The sequence below is a fragment of the Niameybacter massiliensis genome (assembly GCF_001282685.1).
GTDB lineage: Bacteria > Bacillota > Clostridia > Lachnospirales > Cellulosilyticaceae > Holtiella > Holtiella tumoricola.
On record NZ_LN875035.1, the window covers coordinates 2,729,684 to 2,753,115 of the forward strand.

The window sequence follows — 23,432 nt, forward strand, 5'->3', positions numbered from 1 at the left end:
GTTGTCCAATTATGGACAATGGAGACGAAGGGGTTCGAACCCTTGACCCCCTGCGTGCAAGGCAGGTGCTCTCCCAGCTGAGCTACGCCCCCAAAATGGGATATTCTATTTGTGTCAGTGCTTTACGCCCGCCGCTGACTCTATGAAGTATACTAAAAGTGCATATGTATGTCAACAGTTTTTCTGCATTTTTTTGTCGTCTTTTTTAAATCAAACTTTCCTATATTTTTCCTGTAAATTCTCAACTTTCTTAGTATAAAAAAAGAAGTTACATGCTATATTATTTATACACATGAAACTTCTTCTTAATATCTATTTATCTTTTTTCTATAAGTTATATCCATTATAGAATTTATAGAAAAAAGATAATACTCGAAAGCATTATCTAAAGATAAAACGATCTTTATTTATATTTACCCATTCTCTTGCTTGTTCTGATTCAGGTACCATTTTAGCTAAAACACTATTACTATCTTCGATTCCATTAAATCTACAAAGTGCTTCTACTAAAACACTGTCAATTAAATTCACAGGGCCTACTCCAATATTCACATCGAAAATGATTTGATCTTCGTCTATATACCAAAGTCTATTTTGAAGTATTTTCACATCAACTTTCTTTGGCATTTTTTCAAATTGCTCATTATAAACTTTTACGCGTTCTTTAAGTTTACTCATTGTTTTTGTTATGTACCATTCACATAAAGGCAACATCATTGTTTCTTTAGTAATATTTTGTCCTTCAACAACAAATTTTCCTCTTACTAATTTAACAACAGGATTTTCCTTTGTTTCATCTTCTACAAATTCAATTCCATAGTTTTTACCTAAATACATACAGTGATTTGCATATTCTTTTGCACGTTGTATACGTAAAAGTTCACCTAAGATCCAATCTGCATTCCCCTTTACTTTATCCATGACACTAAATAGAGGTGTACCTACAGGAGCTAACACTTTAACACTACCATCTTCATCTACATTAATAGCAATGCTAGTTCTTTTTTTGTATGTTAGGTCATAATCGATCTTGGTTCCTTCAAAATTAAAACTTAGTTTCATATCATACCTCTTTACTTATATATTCTGTCCTCTTACTGTACAATGTAGTATTATAACATAAATTCACTAAAAGTTTGTATATTTTTTTTTGGTTTTTTTATCCATCTATTAGTTTTACAACTTTCAAAATTTTTCCATTTATGCTATACTACTATCTAAAGATACACCAACGTTATGGTTTAGGAGTGATGTTTAAAATGATAGAGTCTACTGAACTTGAACAATTTCAGAACTTTATAGATGACTTAATTTTACGCAATAAAAGTATACTAGATCAAATGACAAAATTACAAGATGCTTCTGCTCGTTTAAACCGAGCCATATCAAAATCAGCAACTATGTGCGGGTGTATAAAACTCGAAACTGCTAAGCAACAATTAGATTTTTCTAGCATTTCCAGTTCCGAGGAATTAAAATCCCTTCTAAGTACTCATCTTGAAGGCTATCCATGCCCTGATTGTAATGAATCCATAGAAAAAGAAATGGGACGTGTCCTATTCTATCTAGGAGCCCTTGCAAATACATTAGGCATTTCACTTTCTTCTGTCGTAGAAAATGAAAAGGCACGTACAAATATTTTGGGGAAATATTCATTAAAATAGCATTTAAATAAGTCTTTAAAAATCATAAATTATGATTTTTAAAGACTTATTTTTATACTTATCCCCAATTTATCCACATTTTGTGTATAAATTGGAATTTTTTAACATTTATTCTTCTAAAATCATGCCTCTTTGATAAACTTCACAGTTTTTAAAATCATTTTCTAGGTCATTCCAAAATTGTTCTCTAAATACTGGTGGAAAAATCGGAATTTTGGATGTTTGAATTTCTTTCTTAGATACAAAACGACATTCTTTAATAAATTGAACTTCAACTTCTGGATCGTATCCTGCCCTAATTGTACTTTCATCTTCTATTGCAGTTAAAAAGAACATACCTAAATGATGTGTATCGAGCTCATAGTCAACGTATTCACTCATATAAATTAATCTAAGTGGTCTGCACTTAGCATTACATTCTTCTTCTACTTCCCTTACAATGGTATCAATAACACTTTCCTCTGGCTCCATACCACCACCTGGAAGTGTCCACCATTCAAACCCTGTCTCTGGGTTCTTCTGTCTCAATAAAAGTAACTCTTGCTGCTCATTTAAGATAATAGCCGCTGCCCTTGGTCGTATATACATCCTGTCCCCCACTCTCTTTGTATTCCTACATTTATTATACCATACTTTCTACTTCTTAACCTACAAAATCACCCTTTCTCCTTGAAACACAGTCATTCCTAAGTTATACTGGCAACAATAACAGCAAGTATTTACAAAAGAAAGAGGTTAATTTATGAAAGATTTTAACTTAGAAATATGTATTGATTCTGCTGAATCTGCTATTATAGCTGCTGCAAATGGTGCAACTCGACTTGAACTATGTGGTCATCTCATGATAGGTGGCGTTACACCTTGTACAGGCCTTATCAAAATGGTAAAAGATGTTGCCAATATCCCTGCTTATGCTATTATTCGTCCTCGTTTTGGAGATTTTGTTTATTCTGACCTAGAATTCGAACAAATGAAAAGAGATGTTGTAGCATGTCGTGAGTTAATGGTTGATGGCCTTGTACTAGGTGCCCTTACACCAGACGGTCACTTGGATATAGAACGNAATTTATTATACCATACTTTCTAATTCTTAACCTACAAAATCACCCTTTCTCCTTGAAACACAGTCATTCCTAAGTTATACTGGCAACAATAACAGCAAGTATTTACAAAAGAAAGAGGTTAATTTATGAAAGATTTTAACTTAGAAATATGTATTGATTCTGCTGAATCTGCTATTATAGCTGCTGCAAATGGTGCAACTCGACTTGAACTATGTGGTCATCTCATGATAGGTGGCGTTACACCTTGTACAGGCCTTATCAAAATGGTAAAAGATGTTGCCAATATCCCTGCTTATGCTATTATTCGTCCTCGTTTTGGAGATTTTGTTTATTCTGACCTAGAATTCGAACAAATGAAAAGAGATGTTGTAGCATGTCGTGAGTTAATGGTTGATGGCCTTGTACTAGGTGCCCTTACACCAGACGGTCACTTGGATATAGAACGTCTTAAGCCACTAGTTGAACTGGCAAATGGTATGCATCTAACATTACATCGTGCATTTGATGTATGCTCTGACCCTTTCCGCGCCTTAGAAGAAGCAATAGAACTTGGCTTCCATACAATCCTTACTTCTGGTCAAGCTGCTAATGCTTACGAAGGTCGTGAATTATTAAAACAACTTATAGAAGCTGCTAATGGCCGTATTGACATTATGCCTGGAGCTGGTGTTACAAGTTCAAACTTAAAAGAAATTTTAACTACAACAGGTGCTACCAGCGTTCATTTATCTGCCAAAACACTTCGTCCATCTTTAAGTACACATAGAAATCCTAATGTTTATATGGGCTTGCCATCGATTGATGAATCAATCATCTATGAAACTAATCCTGAAGAAGTAAAAGCCGCTCGTCAAGTTCTTGAAACGCTTTAATCTCCTCTATAACTCCTACATATTTTTGTAGGAGTTTCTTCTATATATATATATATATATATATATCTTTTTACATATACCCTTTCCACTTACTTTTATAGCATTACTAAAACTGTTTCTTTTCTCATAGTAAAAAGGGCTGTTTCACAACAACCCTTTTATTATGAGAATTATTATTTTAATTTTGTATCTAAGTATACCCATGCTTTCCAGCATATAAATCCCCATCCGCAAAATAATCCTATAATAAGAAGAGGATTTAAGTTCTGCACGAATCTATGATTAAAGAAATATTTTTCCCAACCTGGAATGTCACTATAATAGTATGATCCTGGACCAAAGTTTAGTCCTTCTATTAATCCTATATCATTTTGCATAATATAGATTGCACAGCCTATTATAATAATGAAAATTCCTAGAGCTATGTAATTTAATACTTTAACTATTTGTGCCTGTTTCACAATAATCCTCTCCTCTGTTTAGTTTAAGCGATAATATTAGGAATTGGTAAGAAGATACCACTTAATAATAGCCATGCTACAAATAAAGTTAAAATTAAGTTGAATACTTGCCCAACTACATATAGTGTAAGTGGTTTACCACCTTGCATTTGACTTGCCATTTCTTTGAAGTTTGTTTCAAGACCAATACTCATAAAAGCAAGACAGAAGCACCATCCTTTAAAACCACTTAATGATTTAATAACTGCTTTAGTTGTTTCTGTACCAAATGCTGGTTCAACTAAGAATGAAAATACAACTGAAGCTAATACAAATCCAATAATAAATTTAGGGAATCTATGCCAAATTTCTGAAACCCCTACTTTATTTCCAGCTGTGTTATCTACTTTTGTTGTAAAGAAAATTGCTACTGCAAAAGCAATAAATCCAATTAAAATATTTTGAATCATTTTTACAAGTGCTGCTACTTGACCACCTATAGGACCTAATGCTTCACCTGCTAATACTACTGCTCCCGTTGAGTCAACAGTACCACCAATCCAAGCCCCACCAATCATTGGATCAATATTCATCCACTTACAAACAAATGGCATTGCTACCATCATAACAACAGTAAAGATAAGTGAAAGACCAACTGCGAAAGTTAAGTCATTCTTTTTCCCTTTACAAGCTGCTGCACTAGCAATTGCTGCTGATGTACCACAAACAGATGTTGCACAAGCAATAATCATAACCATTGATTTATTTGTGATCTTTAAGAACTTTGTACCGAAAAGCCACATGAAAATAATAACAACCGGTGTTACTAACCACGCAATTCCAAGTCCGTAAATTCCAAATTCAGCAATATTTGAAAAAAGTACTTCCGCTCCCATAATTACTAAACCTGTTTTAATATAAAACTCTGTCTGAATTGCTGGCTTTATCCATTCTGGTGTCTTTATGGTATTACATACTAACATCCCAATAAGAAGTGCCCAGAACGCATACTCAAGATAATTTTTCATTGTTACTTGTGCAGCTAATGTATACGCAAGTAATGCTAATAAAAATACACCTGCAAATCCTGCTATAAATTTAACAGGGCTTTTTCCCATACATTTCATACCAATACTAAATAATAGCGCTAGAACAATGAATGTAAACCCAACACCCATAATAAATTTACCATCTGCTAAAACACTTAATACTGATGGATTCTCTGCTGTTCCCCAAGTGGCTACTTTTACACCCTTAAATGTAAAAGCTTCAGTTGTTACACTGATAAATCCTAATGTGATAACAATAAACCCTAACCAAATAGCCCACCAATCTTCATTCTTATAAAGATCTGACCATTTAAATTTACTTGCTACTACTTGTTCAGTATCAACAACCTGATCTACTACTGCTGTGTTATCCATACTTTCCCTCCCATATTTTGTGTTTCTTCAAATATATCCACTGTTAAAAAAATAACAGTTATTTTATACTTTAAAAATAGCATATGTTATATTTATTCGTCAATAAAATAACAAAGTAAATTTTATTTTTGTACACTATATACAACCTATTTCTTTATCTCTCTATCAATTATGTAAATATTTTTCTCTTGGTATAAAAAAAAGAGATGAATATAAATATTCATCTCACTGCAATAGCATCTAATGCTTCTCCAATATTCGATACACCTATTATTTTAATCCCCTTTATAGGTGGTAATTTCTCTACATTAGCCTTTGGCATAATACATATTTTGAATCCTAATTTAGCAGCTTCAATAACACGTTTTTCTGCCATTGGCACACCTCTTACTTCTCCGGTTAAACCAATCTCCCCAAAAATAACTGTATGAGGGTCTATGGATGTATTTCTAAAACTTGAAGCAATTGCAAGTGCAGCTGCTAAATCAAGTGATGGCTCATTGATTCTAAGCCCACCTGCCAAATTGACATAAACATCATAATTACCTAAATCCAGTCCTGCACGTTTTTCAAGTACTGCAATTAAGATGACTACACGATTGTAGTCAAGACCTGTTGCTGTACGACGTGGCATCCCAAAACTTGTAAAACTTGCTAATGCCTGCACTTCTATGAGCATAGGTCTTGTTCCTTCTAGTGAACAACTTACTAACGATCCTGCAACATCCATAGGTCTTCCTGCTAGCATAATCTCTGAAGGATTTAAAACTTCTTTAAGTCCTATATCTTGCATCTCAAATACGCCAATTTCATTTGTAGAACCAAAACGATTTTTTACTGCACGTAGTATTCTAAATGAAGCATGTCTTTCCCCTTCAAAGTAAAGTACTGTATCTACCATATGTTCTAGGACTCTTGGGCCTGCAAGTGCACCTTCCTTTGTTACATGTCCAACAATCATAATAGTAATACCATATCCCTTACCTAAATTCATTAACTTGTGAGTCGCTTCACGAACCTGGCTCACACTTCCTGGTGCTGAAGTAACATCATCACAATAGACCGTCTGGATTGAATCTAGTATAACAAGATCTGGTTTAGTTGTTTTTATTTGGTTTTCAATAAAGTTCATATTTGTTTCTGCTAAGAGATTTAGATTATTTGTATGAACATTTAATCTCTCCCCTCGCATTTTTATCTGACTGACAGACTCTTCACCTGAGACATATAGTACTTGTTTATCTTGTCTACCGAGTTCTTCACAAATTTGTAAAAGCAAGGTTGATTTCCCTATCCCTGGATCTCCACCAACAAGGATTAAAGACCCTCTTACAATCCCTCCTCCTAGTACTCTATCTAATTCATTCATACCTGTGGTTGTACGAATTTCATTTTCTATCTTAATATCTTTAAGTCTTATTGGAGCATTACTTGTCCCCTTTACACTACTTGAAGTTAAAGGTGTCTTTTTAGCCTCAACTACTTCTTCAACCAAACTGCCCCATTCATTGCAACTTGGACATTTTCCCATCCACTTTCCTGACTCATAGCCACACTGCTGGCATACATAAACTTGCTTAAGTTTTGCCATAATCTATATTTCTCCTTTTATTAACTAACTTTTTATAGTATAACCTATTTAGGTATTCTTAAAAACTTCATTTCTTATTATCATATCACATTTCTACAAACTACACATTCTATAACCTGTCACTCTCTGTACTACTAAGTCTTTTCCCATTATACTTTATAGAACTAAATCCTATCTGCTATAAATTAAAAGAGCCGTTCACATCGTGAACGACCCTTGCTTTAATTAGCCTACTCTTTTAAGAACTACATTTTTAGGTTCTTTATTAAGATCTACTGAAAAAACAACTTTGCCTGTACTTGATGTTTTAACATGATCAACAAGCACATCTTCAATTAATAATTTATATTCAGTATCTGGCTGTATCTCTAATGTAATTTGAGCCATTTTGTTACCTTCAACTTCAAACTTCACTACTTCGTCTGTTACCGAAAAGTGATGTACAGCTGTACCTGGTAGCGATTCGTAAACAAGTGCACCATCTCTTTTGAGTTTTGTTACCTCATAAAATGATTTTGCTTTATAGAAACGTCCATCTACCTCAAAATCATTTACTTTTGTCTTTTCTTGTAAGTCATAATTTCCAAAACTAAGTGTGCCATCCTCGTTAAGACGAATAATTTCTGTAATAACAGCCATGATAAAACCCTCCACTAAATAATAAATTCAACACTTATCTATATATATGTCTATTATACACGATTTACTATAAAAAGTATAGGATTATTGTTTTTTCAGGATAATTGTGTCATTTTCTAAATTTACGTATACACTGTCCCCTTCTCTTAAATGCCCTGCAAGAATTTCATCAGCCAACTTATCTTCAATATAACTTTGAATGGTACGTTTAAGAGGTCTTGCTCCATACGCCTTATCATATCCCTTTTCAGCTAAGAAATTAAGCGCTTCAGCTGTAAGCTCAATTTGAATACCTACATTCTTGGTAATACGAGAAGTTAAATCTTTAATCATAATTTCAGCAATTTGTTTGATATGTTCAGTTGTAAGAGAATGGAACACTAACGTCTCATCAATACGATTTAGGAATTCTGGTCTGAATGAACGTTTTAACTCATCCATTACATTCTTTTTCATCTCTTCATAGTTTTTCTTCTCATCATTGACAGAAATAAATCCTACACGCTTAGGTTCAACAATATTACGAGCCCCCAAGTTAGAAGTCATAATAATGATTGCATTTTTAAAGTTAATACGTCTTCCTGTAGAATCTGTTATATGTCCATCATCAAGTATCTGAAGTAAAATGTTAAATACATCTGGATGTGCTTTTTCTATCTCATCAAATAGAATAACACAATAAGGTTTACGTCTTATTTTTTCTGTTAGCTGCCCGCCCTCTTCATAACCTACATATCCTGGTGGTGAACCAATAAGTTTGGATACAGCATGTTTTTCCATATACTCACTCATATCAAGGCGTACCATGGCATTTTCATCGCCAAACATGACTTCTGCCAATGCTTTTGTAAGCTCTGTTTTTCCTACACCCGTTGGTCCTAAGAATAAGAAAGAACCTATTGGACGATTTGGATCTTTCAATCCTACACGCCCACGTCTTACAGCCTTAGCTACTGCTATTGTAGCTTCTTCTTGACCAATCACGCGTTCATGTAAAATATTTTCTAGATTCTTAAGCCTTTCAGCTTCTTCTTGAGCCAGTTTAATAACTGGTATGTGAGTCCATGTACTTACAACTGTTGCAATATCTTCTTCTGTCACAGCTTGACGTTCTATTGTATGTGTTGCTTCCCATTCAGCTTGTGCTTTTACAATTTCTTCTCTTAATTCAGCTTCTAAGCGTTTAATTTCACCAGCTTTTAAGTAATCTTCACTAATAATAGCCTCTTCTTTTTGAAGTGCATACTCCTCTAATTTAGCTTCTAATTCTTTAATGTGTTCTGGTGAAGTATAACTTCTAAGACGTACACGAGATGCTGCTTCATCAATTAAATCAATTGCTTTATCTGGTAAGAAGCGATCTGCTATATAGCGACTTGAAAGACGTACTGCTGCCTGAATCGCTTCTTTTGTAATTTGCACTTGATGATGCACTTCATATTTTTCTTTAATACCTTCTAAGATAAGAAGTGTTTCAAGTTCAGTAGGTTCATCAACAGTTACAGGTTGGAATCTACGTTCAAGCGCTGCATCTTTTTCAATATGTTTACGATATTCTTCTAAGGTCGTTGCCCCTACAAGTTGAATTTCTCCCCTTGCTAATGATGGTTTTAAAATATTAGATGCATCCATTGCCCCTTCTGCGGCACCTGCTCCAATAATAGTATGCAACTCATCAATAAAAAGAATAATATCACCTGCTAAACGTACTTCTTCTAGTACTTTATTGATACGTTCTTCAAATTCACCTCTATATTTCGTTCCAGAAATCATAGAAGATAAATCAAGAGACACCACACGTTTTTCTCTTAATAAATCTGGTACAATACCCTCTACAATTTTTTGAGCTAACCCTTCTACTACAGCTGTTTTACCTACTCCTGGCTCTCCAACAAGACAAGGGTTATTCTTTGTACGTCGTGAAAGAATTTGTGTTATTCTTTCAATTTCCTTTTCACGTCCTATAATTGGATCAAACTTATCTTCTCTAGCAAGTTTTGTTAAATCACGACTATAACGATCTAATGTTGGTGTTGTTGATTTAATATTACTTTTTCCTTGTGGGGAATGGAACTGCCCTGGACTTACTGAAGGTTCATTTGAAACCATGGTTAAAATCTTAGAAGTAATATCTCTTGGATCTCCATTTAATACTTCTATCAATTTAACCGCTACACTATTTTTTTCTTTTAGAAGAGCAATAAGAAGATGTTCTGTCCCAATAGTTGTCATATTCATTTGAGCTGCAATATTGCTACTTGATTCAATCACACGTTTAAGACGAGGTGTATAGTCTCTTGAAATAACATTTGATTTGTTACCAAATCCAAGCACTTCTCTCATCTTTTCTATAACATCATCTTCCTCGATGCCGGCTTGCTCACATGCTAAACACGCTATTGAATCTTTAACATGTAAAAGCCCTACTAACAAATGCTCTGTTCCTAAGTAACTATGTCTAAACTGCTCTACTATTTCCTGTGCATAGGAAATGGCAGCTTTTGCTTGCACTGTAAACTTACTTTGCATGGGTTTCCTCCTGCTTCAATTGTTATAATTTCTCTCCACAATGGATGCAAAATGCTGCTTCTGGTGGATTACCTATATTACAATGTGGACAAAATTTAAGAATTTTAATACCATTCTCATCTCTTTTTACACTGGCATAGGTAGGTTGGTCTTCATTCCATGTTTGACGCACTTCTCTTTTATAAGCATCAAAACTATCTTTTTGTACATTAACTGTTTGCTCAACCTCTTTTTCAAGTTTTTCTAACTCTTGTGTAAGACTTGAAATACGATTACAAAGGGCATCTGGTGTTTCTTCCACTTTCCCTTCCATATAGTTTTTATAATAAACTTCACCTAGTTTTTGATAAAGTTTCTTTAGTTCATTTTTCAGAGTTAAAATGTCACTACGATATTTCGCTTGATCTACAGTTTTTTGAGTTTGGTCTAATGCTTCTTTACAAGTATTTTTAAGACTTGAACTAAGCTTATCAATTATATCTTTCATATTCAACATCGCCTCCATTTTCTTAATTGTATCACAAAAAGCGAGACTAGTGAACCAGCCTCGCTTGTGCATTATGTATCTAGTGCTAAACTTTGCTTAAGTGCTTTATCCACAAGCCTCATAAAGTCATCTTCTAAATGACATATTTTCTCTTTGAGACGTCTTTTATCAATTGTTCGAATTTGTTCAAGCAATATGACTGAATTACGTACAAGTTCATATTGTGTTGCATTAATTTCTACATGGGTTGGCATTTTAGTTTTGTGAACATTGGAAGTAATGGCTGCACATATAACAGTTGGGCTAAACTTATTGCCTACGTCATTTTGAATCACTAAAACTGGCCTTACCCCACCTTGTTCAGAACCTATAACTGGACTTAAATCTGCATAAAATATATCTCCACGTTTCACCTGCATTCTACTCACACTCCGTGGCGTGGTCGTAATAGGATTCGACCTCTCTTTCTACTTCAAAGTATAACTTTGATAACGATAAATTTAAAGCTGCCATCTCTTGATAGCCTCTTCTCATGGTATCTAAATCCACTTTTTCTGTATTGTGCTTTAAGGAAGTTTCTCCCTTTGTATGTTCACTTGGATGAATCATTTAAATCACTCCCTCATGCATACCTTTTGCCAACTTTTTTAAAATTATACATAAATACGTGGGACTCTTTTACCTATCATACACATGATTTCATAGTTAATTGTATCTGTTAATCTAGCTAATTCTTCGATAGATACTGTCTTATCTCCTTGGCTTCCAAATACAACAACTTCGTCCCCTACACTAATATCATCGATATGGGTTACATCTACCATAAATTGATCCATGCAAATATTACCAAGAACATTAGCGTACTGACCTCTTATGAGCACCCGCCCTTTATTAGAAAGTCTTCTAGAATAACCATCTGCATACCCAATAGGAATCGTTGCAACCTTCATCTCTCTAGGTGTACAGAACTTTCTACCATAACCAATATAATGCCCTTCCCCTAAAGTCTTTACATGTACAACTTGTGTCTTTAAGGTCATAGCTGGTTGTAAGTTAATTTTCTTTCCAAATAAATAATCAGACGGGTAATAACCATACATAATAATCCCTGGTCTTACCATGTTGACATATGCATAGCTATGTACCATTACTGCTGCACTATTGGCTGCATGCACAATAGGGAATTCTATACCTGCTTCATGGAGTTCATTTAGAAAACCTGTAAAAATGCTCCACTGTTCTTTTGTATAAGAAGGATCACTCTCATCTGCAGTAGAAAAATGAGTGAAAATCCCCTCCATATTAATGTTTGGCAATGTGGCAATGCGTTTAATCTCTTCCACACTTTGCGGATCTGCTAAAAAGCCAATACGTCCCATCCCTGTATCTACTTTAATATGCACATTAACAGATTTATTAAACTTAGCTGCTTCTTCTGAAATAAATTCTGCCATTTCATAAGAAAATACAGTTTGAGTCAAGTCATATTGAATTAATGCTTCAATATCTGCAGCAGGTGTGTATCCTAATACTAAAATAGGTTTTTCTATACCAGCCTCTCTTAGTTCTTCCCCTTCTTTTGCAATGGCAACTGCAAAACAATCTGCGCCTTCATCTTGAAAAATCTTAGCAATTTCGATTGCACCATGACCATAGCCATCTGCTTTAACAATACTCATTATTTGAGTATTGTGAGGAATAACTTTTCTGATTTCGTGGTAATTATGCCTAATAGCTTCTGTACTTACTTCTGCTACAACGCGTGGTCTTAGAGATAACATATTGAGCCTCCTTTTAAGACCTTACTTTATACTATTATACCCAAAACTTTCAAATACAATAGATATTGTAAGGTTGCCTTCTGTATCGTATATTTCCATTTTCTTTGGGTATTTTGTCTGTTCATCAAACCATACTTTTTCGCTTGCCATATATCTAAATCTGCCTGGTATTGGAATTGTAATTGTAGAATCCGTAGCTTGTGCTGGATTCTCTTTGTACTGTTTAACAAAGGTTCCAAATAAAAGCTGATTTAAAACAGGACTAACTTTTGTTTGAATGGTTTCCCCTGTTGAAGGATGATACTCTGACATTGTATTCCCATCATAGGTCGTACAATAACCTTTTAATCTTTCAGGTTCTAAAATAGTCGTTTGATAAGTACCATCTTCATTATAAACTTGCTTCACCTTAATGTTACTCTCATCTTTGTTTTTTGTAAACGTTATTGATAGGTCTGATTCATAATTTTTTAAGTTCTTAAGCATATCCTCTATACTTTGAACACTTTTTGTACCTAATGCTGGATTTTGGCATCCCCATACACCACCTGCTAACAAGAGAATACAGCCAATTACCAAAATTCTTTTTAATTTGTACATAAAAAACCTCCTAAACAAGTATGAAAAGGAAGGGTTTAATCACATCCAAGCGTACTCTTTGGTGCACTCACATTCATTTCCTCTATAAATAATATACTCGTCTGAAGGTTAATATATGATAAACTTTACAAACTCATTAAATTCTTAAAACTATCTCCTACATAATCAAGTAAATCTGTAGGTAATACACTATATATACCTTTATGCTCTACTACATGTAAGCTAGTATCTCCATGTAAATACGCTCCAAGAATGGCTGCTTCTAAAGGTTGGTTATTACAAGCTAATATACCTGTAATAAATCCTGTTAAAACATCCCCAGCTCCACCTTTAGCAACTGCCTGATGCCCTTTAGCTGTTATATAAAGCGTTTCACTTGCAGGATCTACTATAAACATCCTCTCCAACTTTAATACAGTAATTACACCATATCGCTTACTAAAATCCCTAGCATATTTCATTGGATCTTTCAAAATTTCTTCAACACTCACTTCACATAGCATACTCATTTCTCCTACATGAGGTGTTAAGATGAGAGGGGTCTTACGTAGCTTCATTTGTTCTAAATAAGGCTTTAAAGCATATAACCCATCTGCATCTACAACAGTAGGCCTATCACTAGCCAGTACGACTTCCATTATTCTTTGTGCACTTATATCCCGCCCAAGTCCAGGCCCTATTGCAATTACACTATACCTAGCTATGATCTCTTTGAGTACATCTGCCGCTTGACTACTTAAATGTCCATCTTGTTCAGGAAGCGGTAATGTCATAGCCTCTGTTACCTTCTGCTCTACTATCTGGGTAAGTGATTTAGGTACAGCCATTGTAACTAGTCCTGCCCCTACCCTCATAGCACTCAGGCTTGTCATACAGATGGCACCACTCATTCCTATTTGCCCACCAATTACAAGAACCTTACCATAGGTCCCTTTATTACTTCTGATAGGTCTCCTTGGAAGTAGCTTAGAAGCTAACTGTTCTTCAATAACATAATGACTACATGCCATTTCTTCTACTAGTGCTTGTGGAATACCAATATCTACAACTCTAAGTTCACCACAATATTCTAAGCCCGGATAGACAAATTGTCCTACCTTACCTAGTTGAAAAGTAATCGTACAATCAGCTTTAATCGCTTCTCCTAATATTACTCCTGTATCACATTGGATACCTGAAGGTATATCTATACTCACTTTAAAGGCTTTTGATTGATTGACTCTCACAAATAACGCTTTGGTTGCACCCTCTACAACTCTTGTTAAACCCGTTCCAAATATGCCATCTACAATAACATCTGAACTTTCAATAACTGTATACAATTTATCTTGTTCATCTAGTAAACTTATAGATGGAATACACAACTTTTCACAAATTGCCTGATAACACTTACCATCTCTTGAGAGCTTCTCTGAATCTGCAACAAACCCAATCGTTACATTTTCTTTACCCAAGCAAACAAGTTGCCTTGCAAGTGCTAAACCATCTCCTCCATTATTCCCCGGACCACAAAGGATAAGTATTTCCTTTCCACTATGTTCTTGGCTTATATACTCATATAATCTACTTGCAGCTTGCTCCATTAACAATACACTTGGTATTAAATAATTTGAAATGGCCATCTCATCTAACTGATTCATTTCTCTTTTTGTTCCAAGCTTCATCTTAGTTCCCCTTTTCTAAAATAGCAACCGCCGTAGCGTACTCCTTAGTATGAGAAATAGTAAGGTGTATATGTGTGGCTCCAAGTTGATTACATAGTTCTAATGCTCCTCCATATAACTTCACCCAAGGTTTACCATTTTCATCTTTTCTCACTTCAATATCTCTCAACTCAAAAGCTACAAATCCTGTTCCAAGTGCTTTACTTACAGCTTCTTTAGCTGCAAAAATACCTGCAATAGATTCAAACTTTATCTTATCAACTTTTATGACACGCTCTTTTTCCTCTGCCGTTAAAAGCTTATCTACAAATGACTCTGTACGTTCAGTCGCTCGCTTAATACGTTTAACCTCTACTATGTCATTCCCTATTCCTATAATCACTTTTATGAATCACCTAATTTCTTATCCAATTTATCAATATGCTTATAGCCTACTATATTATGTAAGTAATGGTAAAGGGTTGTTATCTTTTGATCGTATTGTTTCTTTTCAGTTGCCTTTTCTAATAACTTTGCTCGCAGAATATCTATTTCCTCTTGTAGCTGGCTACTTGTTTCTTTATAACTTTCCATATAAGTATAGCTTAACGCTACTGCTTCTTCTGTCAAGTCTCTATTCGTTGACTCTATCAAACCTTGAACCTCTTCAAGCCTCGTTTCTTGACTCTCTACATCATTATTTATTTTAGTAATAGCTTGATGTAAAGTATCTAGCTCTGCTTCCCTTTTACTATCTCCCTTACTATTAATAGCTTCACTTACTTCTAATACTTTTTTTAATAAATTTTGTTTTACTGCATGGTTTTCTTTTAGAGCATTATTTAAGCTACCTTGTTCTTTTAAATAATCAACAAGTTCCTTTTCTTTTTGTTCAATCACTTCATTTATAATAAGTTCTTTGACATTATACCAACTCTTATCTATAACAAGTATAGGTAATTTCTTTTGCTCCATTATACTTTTTACTATTTTTTCTCTTTCATTAATCACTTGGCGTGAAACATTTATCTCTATATCGTGAGCCTTTTGATTTGGCATTTTCTTCTTAAAATTAAAGAACATAATTTTTCCTCCTGCTTTATCCTATATCCTATTTACTATATCGTCATCATAAACGCTACCTAATAGCTTATTTTATCCAATTAAATAAATTTAGGCCCTTTTCATAGTCTACTAACTTCTATGAAAAGGACCCTTCTATAGTTATTTACTATTCAAATAATAATTAGTTATTACATCCCCAGCCTGTATTTCTTGGTTGTGGTCTATTACATCCACAGCCACAGCCACAGCCGCAACCTGGAGTAGTTGTATCGGCTACACCCTTAATACAACCTTCATCTTCTAACGCATCCCAAGCATCTTGTAAATCTTCAGCTAAATCTTGAATTTCTTGAATAAGATTATAAACATCGTTAGCTAAACATTTACAACCCTTCCTCTGACCACAGTTACATCCACAACTATTCCCACAATTACATCCACATCCACGATTACAACATGCCATACTAAAACCCCTCCTAATTTTTTATTCTACTATTTATTATTAGTTATTCCAGCCACAATTTGTATTTCTTGGTTGTGGTCTATTACAGCCACATCCACATCCACAGCCGCAGCCTGGAGTAGTTGTATCGGCTACACCTTTAATACAACCTTCATCTTCTAATGCATCCCAAGCATCTTCTAACTCATCCATAAGTCCTTGAATATCTTCAATAAGATCATAAACTTCATTTGCTAATGTTCTACAATTTCTCCTTTGCCCACCATTACATCCACATCCACAATTACAACATGCCATATTAAAATCCCTCCTAAAGCTTATTTACATTTATATCATATGTATAAAAAGACAAAGTGTGACATATTAGTCCAGAAATATCATTCTTTTTCATTATCAGTAGTTGTACTTTTCCACATAAAAAAAGCAGTGGAGTAATTCCCACTGCTTTCCCTTTAATCTATTGATTTAGCATACCCATTAAAACCTTTTCTGGTGTAATTGGAAGTGATGTAACATAAACATTTGAAGCATTATATACAGCATGTGCTATAGCTGGAGATGGTGTATTGATTACAACCTCTCCTATTGATTTTGCTCCAAATGGACCTGTTGGTTCATAGCTGCTTTCAAAGTCTACACGAATATTTCCTACATCAAGACGTGTTGGAATTTTATATTGCATAAAGTTATTGTTCATCATCTTACCTTGTGCATTGTACCTCACATCTTCATACATAGCCATACCAATACCTTGTGCAATACCACCTTCAGCCTGTATTCTTGCTAGATTTTTATTAATAACTGTTCCACAGTCTACAACACCCACATAATCAATTAACTCTATCTTTCCTGTTTGCTTATCTAATTCAAGTTCCACAAAACCTGCCATAAATGGTGGTGGTGAACTTTGACTTGTATGAGCAGTTGTAACAGATATATAATCACACTCCCCACCTACTACTTGCTGTGCACCCAGTTGGTCTAAAGTCAGTACTTTATCACCATCTATTGTCTCAAATAAGTAACCATCAAATGTAATATCATCTTTTGATACTTGTAAAAACGTAGCCGCTGCTACAAGCATTTTATCTCTTAGCATTTCACTTGCTTTTATAACCGACATACCCGTTAAATAAGTTGTACGAGATGCATAAGAACCTGGATCAAATGGTGAATAGTCTGTATCAACGCCTGGTACTATAATACGTTCCACATTACAATCTAAAACTTCTGCTGCAATCTGAGCAAGGATTGTATCACAACCAGTTCCCATATCTGTTGCACCTATCATAAGTGTGTAGAAACCATCATCATTAAGTCGCATTTCTACTGCTGATACATCTAGATTTGCAAGTGCTGATCCTTGCATAGTCATCGCTACACCTACTGAACGCACTTTATCCTTACTAACTTCTTTACTTGGATATTTTTCTTCCCATCCAATTAACTCGCGTCCTTTTTCAAGACATTCTTTAAGTTTCGTGCTTTTAAGTTCTTCACCATAGTAAGCTGGCATGATTTCTCCAACCTCACCAATATTTTTAAGACGAAGCTCTACTGGATCCATTCCCAGCTTTTCTGCTAATTGGTTGACTGTACTTTCAACTGCAAAAGTTCCTTGAGTAGCCCCATATCCTCTAAAGGCACCACCGCCCATTGTATTGGTATAAACAACATCATAATCAAAAAGATATGCCTTTGCTTTATTATAAAGTGGCATTGTTTTATGCGCTACAAGCCCAATAGTTGTAGATGCATGCTCACCATATGCCCCTGCATTAGAAAGAGTATAGATTTGAATCCCTTTAATATTTCCTTCTTTATCACTACCTATTTTAACTTTAATTTTCATTTCATGGCGGCTATTAGATGCTCTAAAACACTCTTCTCTTGTGAAAACAATTCCTGCTGGCTTACCTGTTTTCATTGTTACAAATGCAGCAAACATTTCACTTGCAGCAGTTTGCTTTGCACCAAATCCACCTCCAATACGAGGCTTAATAATACGTACTTTAGATTTTGGCATTTCTAATGCACGTGATAAAATATGTCTTAAATGGAATGGAATTTGTGTACTACTTACAACTGTTAATCTGTTTTGGTGATCTAAGTAAGTATATGTTTTAAAAGGTTCCATCATTGCTTGAGCATTGGCTTTTGTATGATAAGTTTCTTCTACGATAACATCACTTTCTGACCATGCAGCTTCAATATCTCCATGTTCAAAATGTCCTGAAGAACAAATATTACGTTTAACTTCATTACCTATATCAAAGTTTAAAGAATAGTTATCTTCTGGATGGATTACTGAGCTATGATCAATAGACTTTTCCATATCTAATACAGGTTCCATTTTTTCATATTCTACTTTAATAATACGAAGTGCTTTATCTACTGCTTTTTCACTTGTTCCAGCAATAATCGCTACAGGATCTCCTACATATCTTACATATTCATCTAAAATAAGACGATCATATGGACTAGGCTCTGGATATGTTTGCCCTGCTAAAGTAAATCTTGTTTGAGGTACATCTTCATATGTATAAATAGCTTCAATTCCTGGCACTTTTAAAGCGATTTGCTTATTAATACTTTTAATTTTTGCATAGGCATGAGGGCTTCTTAATATTTTTACAACTAAACATTCCTTTGGCATTAAATCTTCTGTATAAACAGGCTTACCTGTTAATAAAGCCATTGCATCTACTTTTACAACCTTTTGATTGACTACCTTCATATTTATGCCTCCTCTGAATGCAAGAATTTCTCAACAGCACGCATTTGCCCCATATAACCTGTACAACGGCATAAGTTTCCTGCTAAATAATGTTTAATCTCATCTACTGTTGGATTAACTAATTCTTTTTTCATTGCTAATACGTTCATAATAAAGCCTGGGCTACAGTAACCACATTGTTCTGCACCCTCATTAGCCATAAATTCTGCAAATGCATTAACTTCTTCTTCAAGCCCTTCTAATGTTGTCACCTTTCTTCCATTTGCACGTGCTGCTAATGTTGAGCAAGATAAAACAGGCACTTCATCTAACCACACTGTACATAAGCCACAATTAGCTGTATCACAACCACGTTTTACACTGTAATAACCTTCACTACGCAAGAAATCAATAAGGAGTAAATCACTTTCAATTTCTCTTTCATGTACTTTACTATTAATCCATACTTTTATTTTCATGATGCTCTCCTCACTTATGCTCTAATCTCGTCTATAGCTCTTTTAACTAATGCTTGTGCTAACTGTTTGCGATAAGCTTCACCTGCTCGTAAGTTAGTCCCAAAATCTAACTCCTCTGCAACCTTTTGTGCAGCCACATCAATTGTAGATTCTGTTAAACCACCTTGTAATAAAGCTTCTGCTTCATAGGCACGTTTTGCTTTATGAGGTCTTGCCCCTACCGAAATTTTTACCCCTTCATCAGCCTGACTTACAGCTACTGCAAGTACTGGGAAATCTGTTGCACTATTGCGCTGAGTATGATAGCTTGCTTTACTATCACTTTTTCGGATCATAACTTTTACAAGTATATCTTTATTTCTCTTTGCATTTACAAAGTCTTCTAAAGGCATAACACCACCTTTGTAAAGTTCCACATAAGTATCTAAAGCAAGCAGTGCTGTTAATACATCTGAAAAACCAAATCTTCCAAATACACTTCCACCTATAGTTGCAACATTTCTAAATTGTGTTCCTACAATGTCCTTAACACAATTTGCTACAATACCATTAAAATACTCTTGTAAAAGCCTACTTGTTTCTACCTGTCTTAGGCTTGTCATACATCCGATTTCAATGTATTCATCTGTTTCTGTAATTTGGTCAAGTCCAAGTTTAGATAAATCAATAGCAGTATGTACAGCTTGTTTACCCATTTTAAGCCATAGCATGCCCCCTAAAATAACATTTTTCTTGTTGGCTACAAGCGTTTCGTACGCTTCTTCTAAACTAGTTGCTAATAAATACTGGTTAATGGTAATCACGCAAGACTCTCCTTTTATATTAAATCTATTTTTAAAATATTTTAGGCGCTAAAAAAGAGAAAAACTACAGTTTTCTAGCTTCCCTCTATCTATTTTCTTAATTATTTTTTTAAAATCCTATAATAATTTCTCTAATTATTATATTAGAATGTAAACTTACGTAAGTCAATACAATTTCGAACATTTTTCATTTCTTTCGACTTTATAGTTCTATTTTTTCTTTGTTTTATACAGAACCACTTATTTTTCAAAAAAAAATGTTCGGAATTCTTTTATTACATTCTGCCATCATTCTTATCTTTTTTCTAAGATAAATGTACAAAAAAAATGTCCATCTATCTCTGTTATTTTTCAACGTATGATAGACGAACATTTTAAGTTTACGACTTTCCATATAGTTTGGAAGTTATTGATTTTATTCACCTTCACATTCATTAATTCTATAAGCTAATGTCATTAATGAATGTGATAAATGTACATTTTCTACTTGTACGCCGTCTGGTACAAATAAATCTACCGGTGAGAAGTTCCATAAACCTCTTACACCCCATTTAGCCAGATTTTCGGCTGTTTCTTTAACTTTAGTCTTAGGCATTGTCAAAATAGCAATATCTACTTTATGTTCCTTAACGAACTCTTCCATTTTGTCTATATCCAGAACTTCTATTCCACGAATACTCATACCTACAAGTCTTGGATTGACATCAAATAATCCGATTAAATTAAAACCACGCTTTTCAAAGCTTGTATAATTTGCAAGAGCCTGTCCTAAATTCCCTACCCCTACAATAATCATACTATGTGTATTTTCAAGTCCTAATATTTTTCCGATCTCTTTGTGTAAATATTCAACATTATATCCATATCCTTGTTGTCCGAAACCGCCGAAGTTGTTAAGATCCTGCCTAATTTGAGAAGCTGTAACTTTCATTTTTTCACTTAGTTCTCTAGAAGATATTTTAGTTACGCCGTTGTCAAGCAATTCTCCTAAATACCTATAGTACCTTGGCAATCTTCTAATTACTGCCATTGAAATCTTTCTCTCTTCAGTCACATCTTTACCTCCTTCTTTTTACTCTTATTCTATAGTATAGCATTTTAGTTTTTTTTTTGTCAATCTACATAGTTCATTCATAGCTTTTATTTTTGTCGTTTTTCTGTTAATATGAAACTACAATAATGAGGAGGTTCACTTATGATTGCTAATTGTCATGGTATTCGTAAGTCTTTTAACGAAGAACTTGTGTTAAAAGATGTTTCATTTCATATAGAAGATACAGAAAAAGTTGCCCTAGTTGGAAATAACGGGGCCGGCAAAACAACTTTATTCCGAATTTTAACTGGGGAACTTCACCCTGATGAAGGTGATCTATTTTTTGCAAAAGGATCCACTATTGGTTACTTAGAACAAAATATGCAGTTTAATTCTACTCATACGGTATATGAGGAATTACTTCATGTATTTGATGAGGTCATTGCATTAGAAGCTAAGCTTCATCAAATGGAAGAAGAAATTTCTCGTACCCATTCTATGGACTTAACCCATACGTATGATGCACTCCGTATAACTTTTGAAGATAAAAAGGGCTATGAATATAAAAGTCTTGTAAAAGGCGTTCTAAAAGGATTAGGCCTTAAAGAAGAAATTTATAATCAACCCATTATCACTTTATCTGGTGGCCAAAAAACACGTGTTGCCCTTGCTAAGCTTCTTTTAGAAGAGCCTAGTCTTCTCCTTCTTGACGAACCAACTAACCATCTTGATATCGCAGCTACAGAATGGTTAGAAAATTATTTAAGAAGTTACAAAGGTGCAGTTCTTGTAATCTCTCATGACCGTTACTTCCTTGATCGTGTTGTAACGAAAGTCGTTCACTTAGAATTTGGTCGTGCTATGGTCTATAATGGCAATTATAGTAACTTTATCATTGAAAGTGAAAAAGTCTATGAAGCAGCTATGCATCAATATGAAAAACAGCAACAAGAAATTGCCAAACAACGTGCTGTTATCGCTAAACTTCGTCAATTTAATCGAGAAAAATCTATCAAACGTGCAAGAAGCCGTGAAAAACTTTTAGATAAAATAGAAGTTATGGACCTACCTACGATAGATGACAAGCCTATGAATCTAGTACTTACACCACGTATTACTAGTGGAAACGATGTCCTCACTGTTAAAGAATTATCTAAGTCATTTGAAGATGGGGCACTCTTTAGCCATATTAACTTTAATATCAAACGCGGTGAGAAGGTTGCTATTGTAGGTCCTAATGGAATTGGTAAAACCACTCTTTTCCGTATGATTATGGGTACAAGCGATATTACAACTGGAACAGTTACACTTGGCACCAATGTATACATTGGTTACTATGATCAAGAACATGCTACCCTAAATCAACATGCTAGTATTATAGAAGAAATTCAAAATGAGTTTCCTGATCTTACAAATACTGAAATCCGTAATATGTTGGCATCTTTCCTATTTACAGGTGAAGATGTTTTTAAACCTATTCATGCCCTTAGCGGTGGTGAAAAAGGCCGTGTTGCACTTGCTAAGATCATGCTTTCAAAAGCTAACTTCCTCATCCTTGATGAGCCAACTAATCACCTTGATATGATGTCCAAAGAAGTTCTTGAAAATGCACTGAATCAATATGAAGGTACAATCCTTTATGTTTCACACGACCGTTACTTCATCAATCAAACAGCTACTAAAGTTTTAGATATGTCAAAAGATAATATGGCTATGTATTTAGGTGACTACGATTACTTTATGGAAAAGAAAAAAGAACTTTCTACTTCTCATTCAGTAAGTACAAACACCCCTACTGGCACAAATTTATCTTATCAATCTATAACTACTTCTCCAACAGCTTCTACCAAAGAAGATTGGCAAAAACAAAAGGAATTACAAAATCGAATAAAAAAACTTCAAACAACACTTAAAGATATTGAAAGTCAAATTGAAGTTCAAGAAACTCTCGTTCTAGAATTAGATGAGCAACTTTGTCTAGAAGAAGTCTATACTAACCCTGATAAATCTCGTGAAGTCATGAACAAAAAATCCGAAGTTGAAATATATATTACAGAGCTTTATGCTAACTGGGAGTCTACTTCAGAAGAACTGGAAAGTTTAAACTAAACAAAAAGGGCCATTGCATGACATTGCAAG

At 34.4% G+C, this 23,432-nt stretch carries 25 protein-coding genes and 1 tRNA gene; 4 read left to right on the top strand and 22 right to left on the bottom strand.

The features are described 5' to 3' along the window. Positions 1-19: 19 nt before the first annotated feature. Together BN2390_RS18465 and BN2390_RS18470 are read right to left on the bottom strand one after the other, a co-directional pair. Positions 20-92: transfer RNA gene (locus BN2390_RS18465), tRNA-Ala, on the bottom strand. Positions 93-381: 289 nt separating this feature from the next. Further along, positions 382-1,062, bottom strand: coding sequence for a YgjP-like metallopeptidase domain-containing protein (locus BN2390_RS18470; protein ID WP_053985768.1), 681 nt, complete (start codon positions 1,060-1,062; stop codon positions 382-384). A gap of 197 nt (positions 1,063-1,259) precedes the next feature. On the opposite strand from BN2390_RS18470, the gene BN2390_RS18475 reads away from it, so the two are divergent. Further along, the gene (locus tag BN2390_RS18475; protein ID WP_053985769.1) at positions 1,260-1,664 is read left to right on the top strand and encodes a nucleoside triphosphate pyrophosphohydrolase family protein; all 405 of its coding nucleotides are present in this window, start codon (positions 1,260-1,262) and stop codon (positions 1,662-1,664) included. Positions 1,665-1,772: 108 nt separating this feature from the next. Here the strand turns inward: BN2390_RS18475 and BN2390_RS18480 are convergent, their stop codons facing one another. Continuing rightward, the gene (locus BN2390_RS18480; RefSeq protein ID WP_053985770.1) at positions 1,773-2,252 is read right to left on the bottom strand and encodes an NUDIX domain-containing protein; all 480 of its coding nucleotides are present in this window, start codon (positions 2,250-2,252) and stop codon (positions 1,773-1,775) included. A gap of 154 nt (positions 2,253-2,406) precedes the next feature. Here BN2390_RS18480 and BN2390_RS18485 point away from each other — a divergent pair, with 154 nt between their 5' ends. Both BN2390_RS18485 and BN2390_RS18490 read left to right on the top strand, forming a co-directional pair. Further along, positions 2,407-2,751, top strand: a complete 345-nt coding sequence (locus BN2390_RS18485) for a copper homeostasis protein CutC (protein ID WP_053985771.1) — start codon at positions 2,407-2,409, stop codon at positions 2,749-2,751. A gap of 102 nt (positions 2,752-2,853) precedes the next feature. Further along, positions 2,854-3,600, top strand: coding sequence for a copper homeostasis protein CutC (locus tag BN2390_RS18490; protein ID WP_053985772.1), 747 nt, complete (start codon positions 2,854-2,856; stop codon positions 3,598-3,600). A 173-nt stretch (positions 3,601-3,773) separates the two neighbouring features. Here BN2390_RS18490 and BN2390_RS18495 read toward each other — a convergent pair whose 3' ends face one another. The 19 genes from BN2390_RS18495 to BN2390_RS18585 form a co-directional block, all read right to left on the bottom strand. Beyond that, the gene (locus tag BN2390_RS18495) at positions 3,774-4,061 is read right to left on the bottom strand and encodes a hypothetical protein (protein ID WP_053985773.1); all 288 of its coding nucleotides are present in this window, start codon (positions 4,059-4,061) and stop codon (positions 3,774-3,776) included. Positions 4,062-4,084: 23 nt separating this feature from the next. Continuing rightward, a complete protein-coding gene (locus tag BN2390_RS18500; protein ID WP_053985774.1) occupies positions 4,085-5,464 on the bottom strand; it encodes a YeiH family protein in 1,380 nt (459 codons plus the stop codon). A gap of 220 nt (positions 5,465-5,684) precedes the next feature. Then, positions 5,685-7,055 (bottom strand): DNA repair protein RadA, encoded by a 1,371-nt coding sequence (radA, locus tag BN2390_RS18505; protein WP_053985775.1) that lies wholly within the window; start codon positions 7,053-7,055, stop codon positions 5,685-5,687. A gap of 225 nt (positions 7,056-7,280) precedes the next feature. Further along, a complete protein-coding gene (locus BN2390_RS18510) occupies positions 7,281-7,694 on the bottom strand; it encodes a hypothetical protein (protein WP_053985776.1) in 414 nt (137 codons plus the stop codon). 84 nt (positions 7,695-7,778) lie between these two features. Beyond that, positions 7,779-10,223, bottom strand: coding sequence for an ATP-dependent Clp protease ATP-binding subunit (locus BN2390_RS18515; protein WP_053985777.1), 2,445 nt, complete (start codon positions 10,221-10,223; stop codon positions 7,779-7,781). A 22-nt stretch (positions 10,224-10,245) separates the two neighbouring features. After that, positions 10,246-10,710, bottom strand: a complete 465-nt coding sequence (locus tag BN2390_RS18520) for a zinc ribbon domain-containing protein (protein WP_053985778.1) — start codon at positions 10,708-10,710, stop codon at positions 10,246-10,248. 71 nt (positions 10,711-10,781) lie between these two features. Further along, a complete protein-coding gene (locus BN2390_RS18525; protein ID WP_053985779.1) occupies positions 10,782-11,129 on the bottom strand; it encodes a type II toxin-antitoxin system PemK/MazF family toxin in 348 nt (115 codons plus the stop codon). Between the two features lies 1 nt (position 11,130). Then, a complete protein-coding gene (locus tag BN2390_RS18530; protein ID WP_053985780.1) occupies positions 11,131-11,319 on the bottom strand; it encodes a hypothetical protein in 189 nt (62 codons plus the stop codon). 44 nt (positions 11,320-11,363) lie between these two features. Continuing rightward, on the bottom strand, positions 11,364-12,491 hold the full coding sequence (alr, locus tag BN2390_RS18535) for an alanine racemase (protein WP_053985781.1): 1,128 nt from the start codon (positions 12,489-12,491) through the stop codon (positions 11,364-11,366). Between the two features lie 21 nt (positions 12,492-12,512). Further along, positions 12,513-13,091: a LolA family protein gene (locus BN2390_RS18540; protein ID WP_053985782.1), complete on the bottom strand. Its 579-nt coding sequence runs from the start codon at positions 13,089-13,091 to the stop codon at positions 12,513-12,515. Positions 13,092-13,216: 125 nt separating this feature from the next. Then, on the bottom strand, positions 13,217-14,755 hold the full coding sequence (locus BN2390_RS18545) for a bifunctional ADP-dependent NAD(P)H-hydrate dehydratase/NAD(P)H-hydrate epimerase (RefSeq protein WP_053985783.1): 1,539 nt from the start codon (positions 14,753-14,755) through the stop codon (positions 13,217-13,219). A gap of 1 nt (position 14,756) precedes the next feature. Continuing rightward, the gene (gene acpS, locus BN2390_RS18550) at positions 14,757-15,137 is read right to left on the bottom strand and encodes a holo-ACP synthase (RefSeq protein ID WP_053985784.1); all 381 of its coding nucleotides are present in this window, start codon (positions 15,135-15,137) and stop codon (positions 14,757-14,759) included. A 2-nt stretch (positions 15,138-15,139) separates the two neighbouring features. Next, positions 15,140-15,817: a hypothetical protein gene (locus BN2390_RS18555; RefSeq protein WP_053985785.1), complete on the bottom strand. Its 678-nt coding sequence runs from the start codon at positions 15,815-15,817 to the stop codon at positions 15,140-15,142. A 163-nt stretch (positions 15,818-15,980) separates the two neighbouring features. Continuing rightward, a complete protein-coding gene (locus tag BN2390_RS18560; RefSeq protein WP_053985786.1) occupies positions 15,981-16,262 on the bottom strand; it encodes a hypothetical protein in 282 nt (93 codons plus the stop codon). A gap of 39 nt (positions 16,263-16,301) precedes the next feature. Next, the gene (locus BN2390_RS18565) at positions 16,302-16,559 is read right to left on the bottom strand and encodes a hypothetical protein (RefSeq protein WP_053985787.1); all 258 of its coding nucleotides are present in this window, start codon (positions 16,557-16,559) and stop codon (positions 16,302-16,304) included. Positions 16,560-16,719: 160 nt separating this feature from the next. Continuing rightward, positions 16,720-18,999 carry a xanthine dehydrogenase family protein molybdopterin-binding subunit gene (locus BN2390_RS18570; RefSeq protein ID WP_053985788.1) on the bottom strand — a complete coding sequence of 760 codons (2,280 nt, stop codon included), beginning with the start codon at positions 18,997-18,999 and terminating at the stop codon, positions 16,720-16,722. Positions 19,000-19,001: 2 nt separating this feature from the next. After that, positions 19,002-19,457 carry a (2Fe-2S)-binding protein gene (locus BN2390_RS18575; RefSeq protein ID WP_053985789.1) on the bottom strand — a complete coding sequence of 152 codons (456 nt, stop codon included), beginning with the start codon at positions 19,455-19,457 and terminating at the stop codon, positions 19,002-19,004. A 14-nt stretch (positions 19,458-19,471) separates the two neighbouring features. Beyond that, the gene (locus BN2390_RS18580) at positions 19,472-20,260 is read right to left on the bottom strand and encodes an FAD binding domain-containing protein (RefSeq protein WP_053985790.1); all 789 of its coding nucleotides are present in this window, start codon (positions 20,258-20,260) and stop codon (positions 19,472-19,474) included. Positions 20,261-20,675: 415 nt separating this feature from the next. Then, positions 20,676-21,314, bottom strand: coding sequence for a redox-sensing transcriptional repressor Rex (locus BN2390_RS18585; protein ID WP_082238863.1), 639 nt, complete (start codon positions 21,312-21,314; stop codon positions 20,676-20,678). A 141-nt stretch (positions 21,315-21,455) separates the two neighbouring features. On the opposite strand from BN2390_RS18585, the gene BN2390_RS18590 reads away from it, so the two are divergent. Further along, complete coding sequence (locus BN2390_RS18590) at positions 21,456-23,402, top strand: ABC-F family ATP-binding cassette domain-containing protein (RefSeq protein WP_053985791.1); 1,947 nt, start codon at positions 21,456-21,458, stop codon at positions 23,400-23,402. The last annotated feature ends 30 nt before the right edge of the window (positions 23,403-23,432 follow it).

What these genes read in the sequence shown, in the direction of transcription:
- BN2390_RS18470 (WP_053985768.1), bottom strand. Translation starts at nt 1,062, where the DNA reads ATGAAACTAAGTTTTAATTTTGAAGGAACCAAGATCGATTATGACCTA.
- BN2390_RS18475 (WP_053985769.1), top strand. Translation starts at nt 1,260, where the DNA reads ATGATAGAGTCTACTGAACTTGAACAATTTCAGAACTTTATAGATGAC.
- BN2390_RS18480 (WP_053985770.1), bottom strand. Translation starts at nt 2,252, where the DNA reads ATGTATATACGACCAAGGGCAGCGGCTATTATCTTAAATGAGCAGCAA.
- BN2390_RS18490 (WP_053985772.1), top strand. Translation starts at nt 2,854, where the DNA reads ATGAAAGATTTTAACTTAGAAATATGTATTGATTCTGCTGAATCTGCT.
- BN2390_RS18500 (WP_053985774.1), bottom strand. Translation starts at nt 5,464, where the DNA reads ATGGATAACACAGCAGTAGTAGATCAGGTTGTTGATACTGAACAAGTA.
- radA (WP_053985775.1), bottom strand. Translation starts at nt 7,055, where the DNA reads ATGGCAAAACTTAAGCAAGTTTATGTATGCCAGCAGTGTGGCTATGAG.
- BN2390_RS18510 (WP_053985776.1), bottom strand. Translation starts at nt 7,694, where the DNA reads ATGGCTGTTATTACAGAAATTATTCGTCTTAACGAGGATGGCACACTT.
- BN2390_RS18515 (WP_053985777.1), bottom strand. Translation starts at nt 10,223, where the DNA reads ATGCAAAGTAAGTTTACAGTGCAAGCAAAAGCTGCCATTTCCTATGCA.
- BN2390_RS18520 (WP_053985778.1), bottom strand. Translation starts at nt 10,710, where the DNA reads ATGAAAGATATAATTGATAAGCTTAGTTCAAGTCTTAAAAATACTTGT.
- BN2390_RS18525 (WP_053985779.1), bottom strand. Translation starts at nt 11,129, where the DNA reads ATGCAGGTGAAACGTGGAGATATATTTTATGCAGATTTAAGTCCAGTT.
- BN2390_RS18530 (WP_053985780.1), bottom strand. Translation starts at nt 11,319, where the DNA reads ATGATTCATCCAAGTGAACATACAAAGGGAGAAACTTCCTTAAAGCAC.
- alr (WP_053985781.1), bottom strand. Translation starts at nt 12,491, where the DNA reads ATGTTATCTCTAAGACCACGCGTTGTAGCAGAAGTAAGTACAGAAGCT.
- BN2390_RS18540 (WP_053985782.1), bottom strand. Translation starts at nt 13,091, where the DNA reads ATGTACAAATTAAAAAGAATTTTGGTAATTGGCTGTATTCTCTTGTTA.
- BN2390_RS18545 (WP_053985783.1), bottom strand. Translation starts at nt 14,755, where the DNA reads ATGAAGCTTGGAACAAAAAGAGAAATGAATCAGTTAGATGAGATGGCC.
- BN2390_RS18555 (WP_053985785.1), bottom strand. Translation starts at nt 15,817, where the DNA reads ATGTTCTTTAATTTTAAGAAGAAAATGCCAAATCAAAAGGCTCACGAT.
- BN2390_RS18560 (WP_053985786.1), bottom strand. Translation starts at nt 16,262, where the DNA reads ATGGCATGTTGTAATCGTGGATGTGGATGTAATTGTGGGAATAGTTGT.
- BN2390_RS18565 (WP_053985787.1), bottom strand. Translation starts at nt 16,559, where the DNA reads ATGGCATGTTGTAATTGTGGATGTGGATGTAATGGTGGGCAAAGGAGA.
- BN2390_RS18570 (WP_053985788.1), bottom strand. Translation starts at nt 18,999, where the DNA reads ATGAAGGTAGTCAATCAAAAGGTTGTAAAAGTAGATGCAATGGCTTTA.
- BN2390_RS18575 (WP_053985789.1), bottom strand. Translation starts at nt 19,457, where the DNA reads ATGAAAATAAAAGTATGGATTAATAGTAAAGTACATGAAAGAGAAATT.
- BN2390_RS18590 (WP_053985791.1), top strand. Translation starts at nt 21,456, where the DNA reads ATGATTGCTAATTGTCATGGTATTCGTAAGTCTTTTAACGAAGAACTT.